The organism is Enterobacter sp. ENT03 (assembly GCF_019218745.1).
GTDB lineage: Bacteria > Pseudomonadota > Gammaproteobacteria > Enterobacterales > Enterobacteriaceae > Enterobacter_D.
In genome coordinates this window covers 41662-58219 of the sequence record NZ_JAHUXA010000013.1, presented here as the reverse complement: position 1 = coordinate 58219, position 16558 = coordinate 41662, and the positions used below count along the sequence as shown (strand labels likewise).

The window sequence follows — 16558 nt, the reverse complement described above, 5'->3', positions numbered from 1 at the left end:
CGCGTGTTGACAGATGAACAGCAAGCAGCATTGCCAGCAGAATGTTTGCAGGTGTCTTCGTTCATGGAGGATAACTGGGGCTGGGTGGCTGGCGGCGTGGCGGCGATCGGGGTAGCAGTCGGCATTGCGGCTGAAAACAATCACGACGGCAAAAGCTGGAGCAACGACGATAACGGTGATAACGGCGGTGATAACGGCGGCGATAACGGCGGCGATAACGGCGGCGATAACGGCGGTGATAACGGCGGTAATAACGGCGGTGATAACGGCGGTGATAACGGCGGTAATAACGGCGGTGATAACGGCGGCGACAACGACGGAGATAACGGCGGCGACAACGACGGAGATAACGGTGGTACCAGCATTATAGATATTAATGACGCTACGGGTACAGGCCCGAATGAAGTCGGCGCTAAAGTTGACGGTGATGGATATGTCATTAATAACACCAGCACCAGCAGCGGCAGCGACGGCGGGATCGGCCTCGCTGTTGACGGCAATAACAACGTCATCCACAACAACGGCGGCAACGCCGCCACGGCGAGTGGTACCGGCACGAAAGTGAATGGCGACGGCAACATCATTAATAATAAAGGTAACACTACCGCTGAGGGCACCGGCTCCACTGGCACCACCGTGACTGGTAACGACAACATCATCAATAACAGTGGGGCGAGCAGCATTACTGATGGTGCAACCGGAACGGACGTCAGCGGTAATAACAATACCCTTAACCAGAGCGGTAAAATGACGGTGGGTGATTTCGCCACCGGGGTTAATGTCACCGGGGATGCGAACAAACTCAACCTTACCTCAGAAGAAATGAACATCACCGGCCAGCAGGCGACCGGTGTTAATATCGCCGGGAATGCCAACACCGTAACCCTGAACGGGGATATGGTGGTGGATAAAGATCAGAAATCACCGCTGGCAAAAGACTATTTTTACACCCCTTCCACCGGTATTAACGTAGCAGGTAATAATAATACGGTGGTGCTGGACGGTCATCTGCAGGTTGTGATCGACGCCGAAATGGCGGACAGTTACATCTATGGACACGCGGATGGTTCACAGGAAATGATCAATGGCCTGATTGTCGAGGGGGATAATAATCGTGTCGATATTATGGGCGGCATAGAATCAACCGGGGAAATAAACCAGACTGGTGACAGTGATACAGCAAATAAGCGCACCGGTATGAGTGGTTCCAGCGTAATTAGCGTGAGCGGGAAATCATCCGTATATCTGCATGGTACATCATCTATAAATGGAGATCTGGGTCAGCCTTTCAATGGGATGTTTCAGGTTTTTGATGGTGGTTACCTTGAAATTGCGTCCGATGCAATTATTGATACTAATATAAATAGTCTGGATAGTTACCTGTATACAGCCAATTATTTGGGTATGTTAAATGGCAACAGCACTATGGTTAATAAGGGAAGTGTCAACCTGACCGACATGTCTTTTGGAATCGCATACTCAGGCTCTCATTTAATTAATGAGGCTGATCTTACTCTTGAAAAGAGCATGGTTTCAGGAGGAGATAATGGGGCGATCATAGAGGGATTAGCATCGCAGGGTACTGGCTCTGAAGTTCGCAACGAAGGTAATATTACTGGTCGCGTGCTTAACCGGGGCAGTGTCCTGCCATCCAATGGTCTCGTACCTTTAGGTAGGTTCAATAATAGAGTACGGTCAATCATATTAATGGGCTCTGTATCCGGTGCGAGCGCTGTTAATAATGGCACGCTGTCGCTGTATGGCCGGGGGGAAGTCATGCATACTGCCAGTGCAACGGCAGATAATTATGGTCAAATTACTACCGACGCACTGTGGGTGGCGGAAGATGATGAGACGACTTACGTGGAAGGGATTCCGTCACGGCGAGACGTCGATTTCGCCATTGGCATGGGTGTGGGCAACGAGTATTCCTCTGGAAGTAATGGCACTGCTATAAACCATGAAGGGGGTACCATCACCATTAATAACGCCGGGGTAGGTATGGCCGCGACGGGTAGCAGTAATACCGTGATTAACCAGGGCACCATTAACCTCAATAAAAACGAAAATTACACTGGTAATGAACCTTTAGTCGGGATGGCCGTATATAATGGTGGTCTTGCCATTAACGACACCACCGGCGTGATTAATATCAATGCTGAAAACGGGATGGCATTTTATTCAGACGGTAATGCGAATAACCGTATTATCAACCGCGGTCAGATTACTCTCGGTAGCGGTGTGCCGGAGAGCGCAGATAACAGTGATACCCTTGTGACGCCTGATTTTGCCAATGGCACTATCCTGAGCGGTATCACCACACTAAATGAAAACACGTTAATATTAGCCGGAAACACAGTCAGTAATACCGGCACAATTAATGGTAAAGGCGCTCTGGATGTCGATGGTACCTTTATTAACCAGAGCACGGGGATCATTGATACAGCGGTTACGGTTAGCGGGACAATGACGAACAGCGGCACCATTAACAGTAATGTGCAGTTAAACAATGGCGGCAGTATGACGAATACCGGCACCATGACTCACGGTACTGCGCTGAAAAACAGTGCTCGCCTTACTAACAGCGGCGAATTCACGCTGGGCAGTTCATCAGATAAATCGAATGCCAGCATGCTGGAGCTGATAAATAACAGCGTGTTTGAAAATGCCGCTGGCGGCGTACTGACGGGTGACAACAATAAAAATGCCATTCATCTGAATGACAACGCCACCCTGAAGAATGACAAGGGCGCGACCATGAATTTCACCGCCAGCAGTCATGCGTCGGCGATTAATCTGTGGAATCACGGGGTTGATTTTATTAATGATGGTACGGCCAACGCCACCGGCGTTACCCTGGTGGGTTCAGCCGGAAATGCTGATACCGGCAAAGCCTTCTTCTGGAACCAGGATGACGGGGTGGTGAACTTTACCGCCACCCACTCCGGCCAGAGCGCGGTCAGTCTGACCCACAGTAACTTTGCTGGTATCAATGATGGCACCATGAACGTCAGCGGCAACGGTGCCATCGGCATGAAGGGCAGCCAGAACGCCCAACTGGTCAACAACGGCACCATTAACCTTGGCAGCGAAGGCACCAGCGAGAGCGGCATGGTTGCCATGGAGCTGGATGCGAAGGCCACTGCCAACGCGGTGATTGAGAATAACGGCGCGATCAACATTTACGCCAAAGACTCCTACGCTTTCAGCAGGCTGGGCGCGAACGGGCGCATCGTTAACAACGGTACGGTAAATCTGGAAGGTACTGGCAGCGGGCTGGTGAAAGAGTCCGGTGTGGATGTGGCCGGGGTCGATGGCAATACGGCAGACAAGAGCGAGGTGCATTACGCAACTTACACCCTGCCGACCGATCCGACCGCACCGGTACAAAGCAGCGGCCTGCGCAGCAGCATCAGCCAGTACACCATCGGTACCAGCGCCGATGGCCGTGCCGGTACGCTCACGGCAAGTCATGCAGATATTAACGACGTGAATATCGACACCGGCTTTAGCGCCGGAACCGCCGACACCACAAAAACTTTCGACAACGTGTTTGTCGGGGAAGACATTCAGGGCGAGCAGAACATCACCTCCACCAGCGTGGTGTGGATGGCAGAAGGTCAGAAGGACGCGAACGGTAACGTCGACGTCACCATGACCAAAAACGCCTATGCGGATGTGGCGGGTGATGCGAGTGTGAACAGCGTAGCGAATGCGCTGGACGCGGCGTACACCAGTAACGAGCTGTACAACAGCCTGAACCTGAAAACCAGCGCCGAGCTGAACAGCGCCATGAAGCAGATTTCCGGAAGTAAAGCGACCGGGGTGTCCCGCGATGCGCGAATTCTGAGCAACCGCTTCGACATGCTGGCCGATACGGCACCGGAGCTGAACAACGGTCTGGCGTTCAACGTGGTGGCGAAGGGCGACAAACGTGCGGAACTGGGTAACGACACAAGCTACGACATGCTGGCGCTGCGTCAGAGCCTGGCGTTCGGTGACAACCAGACGCTGAGCATGGAGTACGGTATCGCGCGTCTGGACGGCAACGGCAATGTGACCACGGCGGGGGACAACGGTGTGACCGGCGGTTACAGCCAGTTCTTTGGTCTGAAGCACAGCCTGCCGCTGTCGGAAGACGGTCTGAGCTGGGATAACGCCCTGCGGTATGACGTGCATAACTTCGACAGCAACCGCGCGGTCCGTTACGGCGACGTGAACAAAACGGCGAATGCCGACACCCGCCAGCAATACCTGGAGTTCCGCACCGAAGGATCAAAAGCCTTTAAGGTGCAGGAAGCCCTGACGGTCACGCCGTTTGCCGGTCTGAAAATGCGTCACACCCTGGAGGACGGCTACCGCGAGCAAGGCGCGGGCGACTTCAACCTGAACATGAGCAGCAGCAGCGAAACGGCAGTGGACGCGGTGGTGGGCCTGAAGCTGAACTACGCCGGAGAAAACGGCTGGGCGGCGACGGTGTCGCTGGAAGGCGGGCCGAACCTGAGTTACGCGAAGAGCATCCGCACCGCGTCGCTGGCCGGGGCGAAAGGCCAGACGTTCAGCGTGGACGATGACCAGCAGGGCGGCGGCGTGAACAGCCAGGCGATGGCGGGCGTGAAGTACAGCGCCGGTAACATGCAGTTCACGGCGGATGCGTACCAGTGGCAGGAAGACGGCGTGAAGGATAAGGGCCTGATGGTCAACTACAAATATACGTTCTGATGGTTTGCCGGGTGGCGGCTGCGCCTTACCCGGCGGTTATAACCCTGTAGGCCCGTGCAAGCGAAGCGCCGCCGGGCAAATAACCTACCCATCAACACCTCGCTCCGGCGGGGTGTCTTTTTTTAAACAAACAACCACGTATAATGTCAGGGTTTTGGCAAACAGATGAGATCATTCGTGGCGTTTATCGATGAAGGGTTATGGCAGCTCAAAAAACAACTGGCGTATCTGCTGCCGGAGCTGCCCGGCCTGCGCCGTCTGTCGGTTCCGGTTGCATCCCCTGAGGCCCACGATCCCCTGGCCTGGCTTGCCGCTCAGCCCCATTTTCCGCAGTTTTACTGGCAGCAGCGTGGCCATGAAGACGAGGCTGCGGCGCTTGGCACGCTTCGTCGTTTTAGCTCGCTTGCCGATGCACAAACCTTTCTTCGGCACAGCGGTGATCCACAGTTGCGCATCTGGGGGCTGAACGCTTTCGATCCGCAGCACGGCGATCTGTTTCTGCCGCGCCTCGAATGGCGCCGCGAGGGTGCACAGACCTGGCTTTGTCTCACGCTGTGGAGTGACACCTCCCTGCGTGAAGATGCGCGTCACGCGGCGACATTTCTCGACCAGCTCCATCCCGCCACGCCGTTCTCCCCCTTGCCGCTGCAACTGACCAGCGAACAGCACAGCCCGGATCACGCCGGCTGGTGCCAGCGGGTGCGGCTTGCTACTCAGGCCATTGAACGGCAGGACATGGATAAAGTGGTGCTGGCGCGCGCCAGCGATTTACGCTTTAGCCAGCCGGTGAATGCCGCAGCGTTGATGGCTGCCAGTCGGCGGGTCAATTTCAGCTGTTATCACTTTTATATGGCCTTCAGTCCGCAGGATGCGTTTCTGGGATCGACCCCCGAACGGCTGTGGCGGCGCATTGGACCGGCACTGCGCACCGAAGCGCTGGCAGGTACCGTTGAAAACCATACCGACGATCATCGCGCCCGTGCACTCGGCCAGTGGTTGCTGGAAGATGATAAAAACCAGCGTGAAAATCAGCTGGTGGTGGACGACATCTGCCAGCGGCTTGAGCCGCTCGGCAACGGCTACGACATCCTCCCCGCGCAGGTGCTGCGCCTGAGAAAAGTGCAGCATCTGCGGCGCTGCATCTGGATGACGTTAAACACGCCCGATGACGCCCAGTGTCTGCGCCAGCTGCAACCCACGGCGGCGGTGGCGGGTCTGCCTCGCGAAGCGGCGCGTGAATTTATCCGCCAGCACGAACCCTTCTCCCGCGACTGGTATGCCGGATCCGCAGGTTATCTCTCTCTAAAGCAGACGGAATTTTGCGTGGCGCTACGTTCGGCGCGGGTCACGGGCGATACGGTGCGGCTGTATGCCGGCGCGGGGATTGTGGCGGGGTCCGATCCGCAACGGGAGTGGCAGGAGATCGAAAACAAAGCGGCCGGTTTGCGCTCCGTACTCCTGATGGATTAACACAGATTCGTGCATTACCGATTCATATCAAAAACTCATCGTTCAGGGTTCTTTATACTGTGTCGCAATATTGATACCGGACAAATTTATGTCAGTAAGCTCATTCAACCGACGCTGGGCAGAGGTCATTCTCGAAGCCTTAACCCGCCACGGCGTCAGACACGTCTGCATCGCGCCGGGCTCACGTTCGACGCCGCTGACGCTGGCCGCCGCTGCAAATAAAGCCTTTGTTCACCACACCCATTTCGACGAGCGGGGCCTCGGCCATCTGGCGCTGGGGCTGGCGAAGGTCAGCGGCGAGCCGGTGGCGGTGATCGTCACGTCCGGTACCGCGGTAGCCAACCTTTATCCGGCGCTGATTGAAGCGGGGCTGACCGGTGAGAAGCTGATCCTGCTGACGGCCGATCGCCCTCCGGAGCTGATCGACTGCGGCGCCAACCAGGCGATCCGTCAGCCCGGTATCTTTGCTTCCCATCCCTCACAGGCGCTGTCGCTCCCGCGCCCGACGCAGGACATACCCGCCCGCTGGCTGGTCAGCACGATTGATAATCTGCTCGGCTCCTTGCAGGGCGGCGCGGTACACATCAATTGCCCCTTTGCCGAACCGCTGTATGGCGAACTTGACGCGACTGGCCTCGACTGGCAGCGGCAGCTGGGCGACTGGTGGCGCAGCGATAAACCCTGGCTGCGGGAGAGCACCCCCCTGCAAAGCATCCGGCAACGGGACTGGTATTTCTGGCGGCAAAAGCGCGGCGTCGTGATCGCCGGGCGGATGAGCGCCGCCGAAGGTAAACAGGCCGCGGAATGGGCGCAGACGCTCGGCTGGCCGCTGATAGGCGATGTACTGTCGCAGACCGGACAACCGCTACCCTGCGCCGATCTGTGGCTGAGTAACGCCCGCGCGGTAACGGAACTGTCGCAGGCGCAGATTGTTATTCAGCTCGGCAGCAGCCTGACCGGAAAACGGCTGCTCCAGTGGCAGGCCGCCTGCGAGCCGGAAGAGTACTGGCTGGTGGACCGCCTGCCAGGACGCCTCGATCCGGCGCATCATCGTGGACGGCGGCTGGTTTCAAACATCGCCGACTGGCTGGATGCGCATCCGGCAGAATACCGTGCGGCCTGGTGCAGTGAGGTCCCGGCGCTGGCGCAACAGGCGTGGCAGGCGGTGGAGGCGCAGCGCGCATCCTTCGGTGAAGCACAGCTGGCGCACCGCCTGGCAGACTATCTGCCGGAGCAGGGGCAACTCTTTTTAGGCAACAGCCTGGTGGTGCGTCTGGTGGATGCGCTCGGGCAGCTACCTGCGGGTTATCCGGTGTACAGCAACCGCGGGGCGAGCGGTATCGACGGTTTACTCTCCACCGCCGCGGGCGTGCAGCGGGCCAGCGGTAAACCGACGCTCGCCATCGTCGGCGATCTCTCTGCACTCTACGATCTCAACAGCATGGCATTACTACGCCAGGTATCCGCGCCCTTCGTGCTGATCGTGGTGAACAACAATGGCGGGCAGATTTTCTCCCTGCTGCCCACGCCGCCGTCTGAGCGCGAACGTTTTTATCAGATGCCGCAAAACGTTTACTTTGAACATGCCGCCGCCATGTTTGGTCTGCATTACCATCGCCCGGAAAGCTGGCAGGTGCTGGATGACGCGCTGGCGGGGGCATGGCGCCTGCCGCAGACGACGGTGATCGAGCTGGTGGTCAGTGAAACCGAGGGGGCGCAGGCACTTCAGCAGCTGTTGGCCGGAGTCAGCCAGTTATGATCCTGCACGCGCGGGCCGAAACCGCCAACCCGGACCAGCCCTGGCTGGTCTTCCTGCACGGTTTTTCCGGCGATCACCGCGAATGGCAGCCAGTGGGCGAGCATTTCCGCGACTATTCCCGCTTGTATGTAGATTTGCCGGGGCACGGCGGCTCGGCAGAAATTCCGGCCACTGATTTTGCGCAGGTCAGCGTGCTGCTCAGTAATACGCTTCATAGTTACAACATACTCAGCTACTGGCTCATCGGCTACTCCCTCGGCGGTCGCCTCGGGATGTATCACGCCTGTGCGCAACCGCAGGGTCTGGCAGGGCTTATTGTCGAAGGGGCGCATCCGGGGTTGACCGATGCCGAAGCCCGTCGGCAGCGCGCGGAAAACGACGCCCGCTGGGCCGCCCGTTTTCACGATGAACCCCTTGAGGCGGTATTCCGCGACTGGTATCAGCAGCCGGTATTCGCGTCACTTAACGCCGACGCACGTCGCGCGCTGGTGACGCTGCGTGAGCACAATAATGGCGCGGCCCTTGCCGCGATGCTCAATGCCACCTCGCTGTCGCGCCAGCCGGATCTGCGTGCGGCGCTGCACGCCCGGACATTCCCGTTTTATTACCTGTGTGGCGAGCACGACGCGAAATTCCGCGCCATCGGCGATGAGCTCGCCGCGCCTTGCCTGTTAATTGCCGCCGCCGGACATAACGCCCACCGGGAAAATCCCGCTGCTGTGGCTGACCGTCTGGCGCATATTCTGCGTCTTCACTAAGGACACATTATGATCTATCCAGATGAAACAATGCTTTACGCCCCGGTTGAATGGCTCGACTGCTCTGAAGGCTACGCCGATATTCGCTATCACAAATCGACCGATGGCATTGCCAAAATCACCATCAACCGCCCCCAGGTGCGTAACGCGTTTCGTCCGCTGACGGTGAAAGAGATGATGCAGGCGCTGGCTGATGCGCGCTACGACGACAACGTCGGCGTGATCATCCTGACCGGCGAAGGCGACAAAGCGTTCTGTTCCGGCGGCGACCAGAAAGTGCGCGGCGACTACGGCGGCTACCAGGATGACTCCGGCGTACATCACCTCAACGTGCTGGATTTCCAGCGCCAGATCCGCACCTGTCCGAAGCCGGTGGTGGCGATGGTAGCGGGCTATTCCATCGGCGGCGGCCATGTACTGCATATGATGTGCGATCTGACTATCGCCGCAGAAAACGCCATCTTCGGCCAGACCGGTCCGAAAGTTGGCTCTTTCGACGGCGGCTGGGGGGCCTCCTACATGGCGCGCATCGTCGGGCAGAAAAAAGCGCGTGAGATCTGGTTCCTGTGCCGTCAGTACGACGCGAAAGCCGCGCTGGAGATGGGGCTGGTCAACACCGTGGTGCCGGTTGCCGATCTGGAAAAAGAGACCGTGCGCTGGTGTCGCGAAATGCTGCAAAACAGTCCGATGGCGCTGCGCTGCCTGAAAGCGGCGCTGAACGCCGACTGCGACGGTCAGGCGGGTTTACAAGAGCTGGCGGGCAACGCCACCATGCTGTTCTACATGACCGAAGAAGGTCAGGAAGGCCGCAACGCGTTTAACGAAAAACGCCAGCCGGACTTCAGCAAATACAAACGGAATCCGTAATGCGTCAGGCGCAGGTTTACCGCTGGCAGCTGCCGATGGATGCGGGCGTCGTGCTGCGTGAACAGCGTCTGAAAACCCGCGACGGGCTGCTGGTGCAGCTGCGTGACGGCGAGCGGGAAGGGTGGGGTGAAATCGCCCCCCTGCCTGGTTTTAGTCGTGAATCGCTGGTGGACGCAGAGCGCGCCGCCCTGGAGTGGGTAACCGACTGGCGGGCGGGCGATGACCCCGCCTGGCCGTCAGTACCTTCCGCCGCCTTTGGGCTGAGCTGCGCGCTTTCGGAGCTGCACGATGAGTTACCCGCCGCAGGTAACTATCGCGCCGCGCCGCTGTGTACCGGCGATCCCGATGAACTGATCGTCGCCCTTGCCGCCCTGCCGGGCGAAAAAGTGGCGAAGGTGAAAGTCGGCCTGTACGAAGCGGTGCGCGACGGCATGGTGGTGAATCTGCTGCTCGAAGCGATCCCGGAACTGCGGCTGCGCCTTGACGCCAACCGCGCCTGGACGCCGCTAAAAGCGCGGCAGTTCGCGAAATACGTAAATCCGGCGCATCGCCAGCGCATTGCTTTTCTCGAAGAACCCTGCAAAACCCGCGATGACTCCCGCGCCTTTGCCCGCGAAACCGGTATCGCCATCGCCTGGGACGAAAGCCTGCGCGACGACGATTTTAGCTTTATGGCAGAGGAGGGCGTGCGGGCGGTGGTGATCAAGCCAACGCTGACCGGTAGCCTCGAAAAAGTGCGCCAGCAAGTTGACGCGGCTCATGCCCTCGGCCTGACGGCGGTGATCAGCTCGTCTCTTGAATCCAGCCTCGGCTTAACGCAGCTGGCGCGCATCGCCGGCTGGCTGACGCCGGACACCATGCCGGGCCTCGACACGCTGAACCTGATGCAGGCGCAATTACTGCGCCGCTGGCCTGGCAGCGCGTTGCCTTGTCTGCAAATGGACGCCCTGGAGCCGCTGCTGTGATTTTCCACGACTGGCCCTGGCGACACTGGCGTGACCTGCGCCCGCAAGCGGTGGCGATCCGCCTCGGCGATGAGACGCTGAACTGGCAGACGCTGTGCGAGCGGGTGGACGCGCTGGCGAGCGGCTTTGCCGCCCAGGGCGTGCAATGCGGCGACGGGGTGATGCTGCGCGCCTGCAATCATCCGCGGACGCTGCTGGCCTGGCTGGCGTTAATGCAGTGCGGCGCGCGCATTCTGCCGGTGAATCCACAGCTGCCGGACACGTTACTGCGGCAACTGCTGCCGTCGATGACCTTGCGCCATGCGCTGGATCTGGCAGATGAGAGCGAATTTGCTGAACTTTCCCGGCTGGAAATGGGCGTCTTCTCCGGCAGTTATGCCGTGCCCTGGGACGCTCACCGGCTGACCTCGATGACGCTCACCTCCGGCTCTACCGGTCTGCCGAAAGCGGCGGTGCACACCCCTGACGCTCATCTGGCGAGCGCGGCGGGCGTGCTGTCGCTGATCCCGTTTGCGGCTCAGGACGACTGGCTGCTGTCGCTGCCGCTTTACCACGTCTCCGGGCAGGGGATTTTATGGCGCTGGCTGCTGGCCGGGGCGCGCCTCACCGTGCGTGAAAAAATCCCGCTACAGCAGGCATTGCAGGGCTGTACCCACGCCTCGCTGGTACCGACGCAGTTGTGGCGTTTGCTCAACGACAACGTCAGCGTGGCGCTGAAAGCCGTGCTGCTGGGCGGCGCGGCGATCCCGGTGGAACTCACCGAGCTTGCCCGCACGCGCGGGATCCGCAGCTGGTGTGGCTATGGTTTAACAGAATTTGCTTCAACGGTCTGCGCCAAAGAAGCCGACGGGCTGCCGGATGTGGGCCGGGCGCTGCCAGGGCGCGAGGTGAAAATCGTCGATGGTGAAGTGTGGCTGCGTGCGTCCAGCATGGCGGCGGGCTACTGGCGTGAAGGCAGGCTGGTGCCGCTGGTGAATGCCGATGGCTGGTTTGCCACTTGCGATCGCGGCGTGTTGCAGGGCGAGCGGCTGACCATTCCCGGACGCATGGATAATCTGTTTTTCAGCGGCGGGGAGGGGATCCAGCCCGAAGAGGTCGAGCGAATCATCGCGGCGCATCCGCAGGTGCGGCAGGTTTTTATCGTTCCCAAAGAAGACGCTGAATTCGGTCACCGATCCGTCGCCGTGGTTGATTTGCAGGAGGGGTACCCGTCGTCAGCGCTCGCCGAATGGTGCCGGGATAAACTGGCCAGTTTCCAGCAACCGATCCGCTGGCTGGCGCTTCCCGAACATCTGGCGCAGGGCGGTATCAAAATCTCCCGCCGCGCCTTACAGCACTGGGTGGCGACGGTGTAAATTTTTGCGAGGCATCTTCTGAGTTTGCAACCCCGGGCTGGCTGCATCAAGGGCTCATGATAGAGTCCCGTCTGATCTCACTTTCAGGCAAGGGATGCCATGCAAAAAAAGAGTAGTTCAACGCCGCACGATGCGCTTTTCAAACAATTTATGATGCACCGGGAAACCGCCCGGGATTTTTTAGCAATCCATTTACCGCCAGAACTGCTTAACTTCTGTCGTCTGGATACGCTGCAACTGGAATCCGGGAGTTTCATTGAAGAGCACCTGCGCGCTTATTATGCTGATGTTCTCTACTCGCTACGTATGACCGACGGGGATGGGTATATCTATGCCCTGATCGAACATCAAAGTACCCCGGACAGGCACATGTCGTTTCGCCTGATGCGTTATGCGATCGCCGCCATGCAACGACATCTCGATGCCGGGCACCATGATCTTCCCCTGGTGATCCCGATACTGTTTTATCAGGGTAAAACCAGCCCTTATCCCTGGTCTATGCGCTGGCTGGATGCATTCACCCGGCCAGCGCTGGCAGAGGCACTCTATACCGGCGTTTTTCCGTTAGTGGATATTACCGTTATGTCGGACGATGATATTATGCAGCATCGCCGCGTGGCGTTACTGGAACTCGTGCAAAAACATATACGTGCGCGGGATGTCACTCTTCTCGTCGACAAACTGGTGACGTTATTACTGTTGGGATACACTACCTCCGGGCAGTTGCGGGCGCTGATGCATTATTTACTGCATGCCGGTAATACCACCGCGCCGGTGGCTTTTATTCGACATCTGGCGCACCGTTCTCCTCAACATAAGGATACGTTGATGACTATTGCGCAAAAACTTGAAGAGCTGGGACGCCGTAAAGGGGTTCGGCAGGGGCGAAAGGAAGGCGAGAAAGATGGTCGGCAGGCAGAGGCGCGGCGGATAGCCCACGCGATGCTGCAAAGTGGGCTTGATCTCTCGCTGGTAAAAAAGATCACCGGTCTGACTGAGGGCGATCTTTCATTACCTTCGTCCTGACGCTTCAGGCCCGGCAGGCCTGCGCCGCCGGGCAGTTCATGACGTTATCGGGCGGCGTTGATAGCGCTCAGCGCGGCGGCGACACCAGCGCCGTACGCCGGATCCACTTCACTGAATAACCCAATTTGTCGCTGCTGGATAAACTCAGGCACATCTTTCATATCATCCGCGATACGGGCGAACATGCGCTGGCGTTCTTCTTCACCGATCAGGGCGAACAGTTTGCGGGGCTGGCTGAAATAGTCCGTATCTTCCCGATGATTCCAGTGATCGGCTGCACCTTCCACCGACAACGGCGGCTCGCTGAAGTCTGGCTGCTCCTGGAACACGCCAAAGCTGTTTGGCTCATAGGTCGGGCCGTTGCCACTGTTGCCGTCCACGCGCATTGCGCCGTCACGGTGATAGTTATGGAACGGGCAGCGCGGCTGGTTCACCGGGATCTGATGGTGGTTAACCCCCAGACGATAACGGTGCGCGTCACCGTAAGAGAACAGGCGGCCCTGCAACATACGATCCGGTGAAAAACCAATGCCCGGCACGACGTTCGCCGGGGACATCGCCACCTGCTCAACTTCCGCAAAGTAGTTATCCGGATTGCGGTTCAGTTCCAGCACGCCCACTTCGATCAGCGGATAATCGCCGTGTGGCCACACTTTTGTCAGATCGAACGGGTTATAGGGTATCTGTGACGCTTCGGCTTCCGGCATGATCTGCACATAAAACGTCCAGCGCGGGAAATCCCCGCTTTCAATGGCGTTAAACAGGTCGCGCTGCGAACTTTCACGATCTTCCGCCACCAGGCGTTTCGCTTCGTCATCCATCAGGTTATCAATACCCTGTAAGGTTTTAAGGTGGAATTTCACCCAGAAGCGTTCGTTATTGTGATTGATAAAGCTGAAAGTGTGGCTGCCAAAACCGTGCATATTACGGTACGAGCGCGGCAGGCCGCGGTCGCTGAAATCGATGGTTAACTGATGCAGCGTTTCCGGCAGATGGGAGAAGAAATCCCATTTGTAGGTCGGGTTGCGCAGGTTAGTGCGCGGATCGCGTTTCACCACGTGGTTAAGATCCGGGAACTTGAGCGGATCGCGCAGGTAAAACACCGGCGTATTGTTACCGACCAGATCCCAGTTCCCCTCCTCGGTATAGAACTTGATGGAGAAACCGCGAATGTCACGTTCGGCATCGGCGGCGCCGCGTTCACCGGCAACGGTGGAGAAGCGCAGGAAAAGATCGGTTTTTTTACCCGGTTCTGAAAACAGTTTCGCACGGGTATAGCGGGAAATATCCTGGGTAACGGTAAACGTCCCGTAGGCGGCTGAGCCTTTAGCATGCATGCGGCGTTCCGGGATCACTTCGCGGTCAAAATGCGCCAGCTTTTCCAGAAACCATACGTCCTGTAACAGCATTGGGCCACGCGGCCCGGCGGTCATCACGTTGTTATTATGGGCGACCGGTGCGCCGGCAGCGGTGGTTAATCCTTTTTTACTCATCATCTTTCTCCAGGTGGCAATCAAAAAAACGGCTGTGTATCTGTCAGACGTCAGCAATCACTGTAGGGATTGTTTGTACCGGGAGTCTTGATCGCGGGCAATCTGGCTCTGGCTATCAAAGAGATACTCAAAAGCATTGAGGAGATAACGAGGCGGTAAAACCATTTTTCGTGCAGAGAGTTATGGCAAAGCCCTGTACACTGACGCCGCTTTTCAGGACATCTAACGATAATTTACGTGGATATGTGGACAATGAAAAAAAGTACATTATTAGCGCTGACCAGCCTGCTGTTTATTTCAGCCGGTGCAAATGCCATTAGCATCAGCGGTCAGGCCGGGGAAGATTACACCAACATTGGCGTGGGAATGGGCACCGAAAGCAGCGGCCTGGCATTGAGCGGTAACTGGGCGCATAACGACGACCACGGCGATATTGCGGGTCTTGGCCTCGGGCTAAACCTGCCGCTGGGGCCCTTTATGGCTACCGTGGGCGGTAAAGGCGTTTACCTGAATCCGGACGAAGGCGATGAAGGTTACGCGGCCGCAGTAGGCGGCGGTCTGCAATTGCCGATTGGCGAGAGCATTAAGCTGTTTGGTGAATATTATTACTCCCCTGATTCCCTCTCCAGCGGCGTGAAAGATTTCACCGAAGCTAACGCTGGCGCGCGTATTTCGGTGCTGCGTCCGCTGAGCGTCGAGGTCGGTTACCGCTATATCGATCTGAGCGGCAAAGACGGCGACCGCGACAGCAAAATGGCTGATGGCCCGTACGTGGGTGTGAGCGCCAGCTTCTGATCGTCCGGCGCGGCCCTCCGCCGCGCCAGTTTCCCTCCTGCATTCCCCCGCCATGCGTTATAGTGTTTTGACCGCTAATGCTGGAGAAAATGATGTTAAACGTGGAGATGCTGTCAACCGGCGATGAAGTGTTGCACGGACAAATCGTGGACACGAACGCCGCGTGGCTGGCTGATGTTTTCTTTAATCAGGGATTACCCTTAACGCGCCGCCAGACCGTTGGCGATGATCTCGACAGTCTCGTCGCCATGCTGCGTGAGCGCAGCGAACATGCCGATGTGCTGATCGTAAATGGCGGTCTCGGGCCGACCAGCGACGATCTCAGCGCGCTGGCTGCCGCCACGGCAGCGGGTGAGGGGCTGGTGCTGCATGAGGCGTGGCTTGCGCACATGGAGCGCTTTTTCTCTGAGCGGGGCCGGGTGATGGCGCCGAGCAACCGCAAACAGGCGGAGATCCCCGCCAGTGCTGAGATGGTCGATAACCCGGTCGGCACCGCCTGCGGTTTTGCCATGCAGCTTAACCGCTGCCTGATGTTTTTCACGCCGGGCGTTCCCTCCGAATTCAAAGTGATGGTCGAGCGCGAAATTCTGCCGCGCCTGCGCGAGCGCTTTACGCTCCCCTCGCCGCCGCTGTGCCTGCGTCTCACCACCTTTGGCCGCTCCGAAAGCGACCTTGCCCAGAGCCTTGAACACCTGCAACTGCCCGCGGGCGTGGTGATGGGGTATCGCTCCTCGATGCCGATCATTGAACTCAAGCTCACCGGCCCGGCAGAGGCGCGTGAACAAATGGAGGCGCTGTGGCCGGACGTGCAACGGGTGGCGGGTGAAAGCCTGATTTTTGAAGGCACCGAAGGGTTGCCCGCGCTGGTCACCCGTCAGTTGCGGGAGCGACAGCTCAGCCTGACGCTGAGCGAGCAGTTCACCAGCGGGCTGGTGGCTTTGCAGCTTTCCCGCGCAGAGGCGCCGTTGCTGGCGAGCGAAGTGCTGCCGTCGCAGGCGGAAAATCTTGAGCAGTCAGCGCGCTGGGCCGCAGCGTTACGCGATCGTCATCTGGCCGGGCTGGCGTTATTCGTTGGCGGAATGGATGATGAGCACCTGAATTTCGCGCTGGCAACGCCGGACGGTATTCATGCGCTGCGGGTGCAGTTCAGCACCAGCCGCCACAGCCTGACGGTTCGCCAGGAGGTGTGCGCGATGATGGCGCTGAATATGCTGCGCCGCTGGCTGCTGGGGAAAGATGTCGCCAGCGAGCACGGTTGGATCAATGTTGTTGATACGTTGGTTACGGCCGGGTAATTTGCCGGAAAACGTCGGAAAACGCCGGGTGGCGGCTACGCCTTACCCGGCCT

The 16558-nt window shown here is 58.4% G+C and carries 11 protein-coding genes; 10 read left to right on the top strand and 1 reads right to left on the bottom strand.

Features of this window, described 5'->3' with window-relative positions; all coding sequences use genetic code 11:
- The first annotated feature begins 63 nt into the window (after positions 1-63).
- The 8 genes from KW828_RS15900 to KW828_RS15865 all read left to right on the top strand — a co-directional run bounded on the left by KW828_RS15900 (position 64) and on the right by KW828_RS15865 (position 12922).
- The gene (locus KW828_RS15900; protein WP_256350215.1) at positions 64-4722 is read left to right on the top strand and encodes an autotransporter outer membrane beta-barrel domain-containing protein; all 4659 of its coding nucleotides are present in this window, start codon (positions 64-66) and stop codon (positions 4720-4722) included.
- A gap of 177 nt (positions 4723-4899) precedes the next feature.
- Positions 4900-6192: an isochorismate synthase MenF gene (gene menF, locus KW828_RS15895; RefSeq protein WP_371316135.1), complete on the top strand. Its 1293-nt coding sequence runs from the start codon at positions 4900-4902 to the stop codon at positions 6190-6192.
- A gap of 88 nt (positions 6193-6280) precedes the next feature.
- The gene (menD, locus tag KW828_RS15890; protein ID WP_218337280.1) at positions 6281-7951 is read left to right on the top strand and encodes a 2-succinyl-5-enolpyruvyl-6-hydroxy-3-cyclohexene-1-carboxylic-acid synthase; all 1671 of its coding nucleotides are present in this window, start codon (positions 6281-6283) and stop codon (positions 7949-7951) included.
- Positions 7948-8709 (top strand): 2-succinyl-6-hydroxy-2,4-cyclohexadiene-1-carboxylate synthase, encoded by a 762-nt coding sequence (menH, locus tag KW828_RS15885; protein ID WP_218337279.1) that lies wholly within the window; start codon positions 7948-7950, stop codon positions 8707-8709. Before menD ends, menH begins: the two co-directional genes overlap by 4 nt.
- A gap of 9 nt (positions 8710-8718) precedes the next feature.
- Positions 8719-9576: a 1,4-dihydroxy-2-naphthoyl-CoA synthase gene (menB, locus tag KW828_RS15880; RefSeq protein ID WP_218337277.1), complete on the top strand. Its 858-nt coding sequence runs from the start codon at positions 8719-8721 to the stop codon at positions 9574-9576.
- Positions 9576-10541, top strand: coding sequence for an o-succinylbenzoate synthase (gene menC, locus KW828_RS15875; protein ID WP_218337276.1), 966 nt, complete (start codon positions 9576-9578; stop codon positions 10539-10541). Before menB ends, menC begins: the two co-directional genes overlap by 1 nt.
- Positions 10538-11896 carry an o-succinylbenzoate--CoA ligase gene (gene menE / locus KW828_RS15870; RefSeq protein WP_218337275.1) on the top strand — a complete coding sequence of 453 codons (1359 nt, stop codon included), beginning with the start codon at positions 10538-10540 and terminating at the stop codon, positions 11894-11896. Before menC ends, menE begins: the two co-directional genes overlap by 4 nt.
- Before the next feature lie 99 nt (positions 11897-11995).
- Positions 11996-12922 (top strand): Rpn family recombination-promoting nuclease/putative transposase, encoded by a 927-nt coding sequence (locus KW828_RS15865; protein ID WP_218337274.1) that lies wholly within the window; start codon positions 11996-11998, stop codon positions 12920-12922.
- Positions 12923-12966: 44 nt separating this feature from the next.
- Here KW828_RS15865 and katA read toward each other — a convergent pair whose 3' ends face one another.
- Positions 12967-14418, bottom strand: a complete 1452-nt coding sequence (gene katA / locus KW828_RS15860) for a catalase KatA (RefSeq protein WP_371316133.1) — start codon at positions 14416-14418, stop codon at positions 12967-12969.
- Positions 14419-14667: 249 nt separating this feature from the next.
- Here katA and KW828_RS15855 point away from each other — a divergent pair, with 249 nt between their 5' ends.
- Together KW828_RS15855 and KW828_RS15850 are read left to right on the top strand one after the other, a co-directional pair.
- Positions 14668-15210 (top strand): YfaZ family outer membrane protein, encoded by a 543-nt coding sequence (locus tag KW828_RS15855; RefSeq protein ID WP_218337272.1) that lies wholly within the window; start codon positions 14668-14670, stop codon positions 15208-15210.
- 92 nt (positions 15211-15302) lie between these two features.
- Positions 15303-16505: a nicotinamide mononucleotide deamidase-related protein YfaY gene (locus tag KW828_RS15850; RefSeq protein WP_218337368.1), complete on the top strand. Its 1203-nt coding sequence runs from the start codon at positions 15303-15305 to the stop codon at positions 16503-16505.
- Positions 16506-16558: the final 53 nt, after the last annotated feature.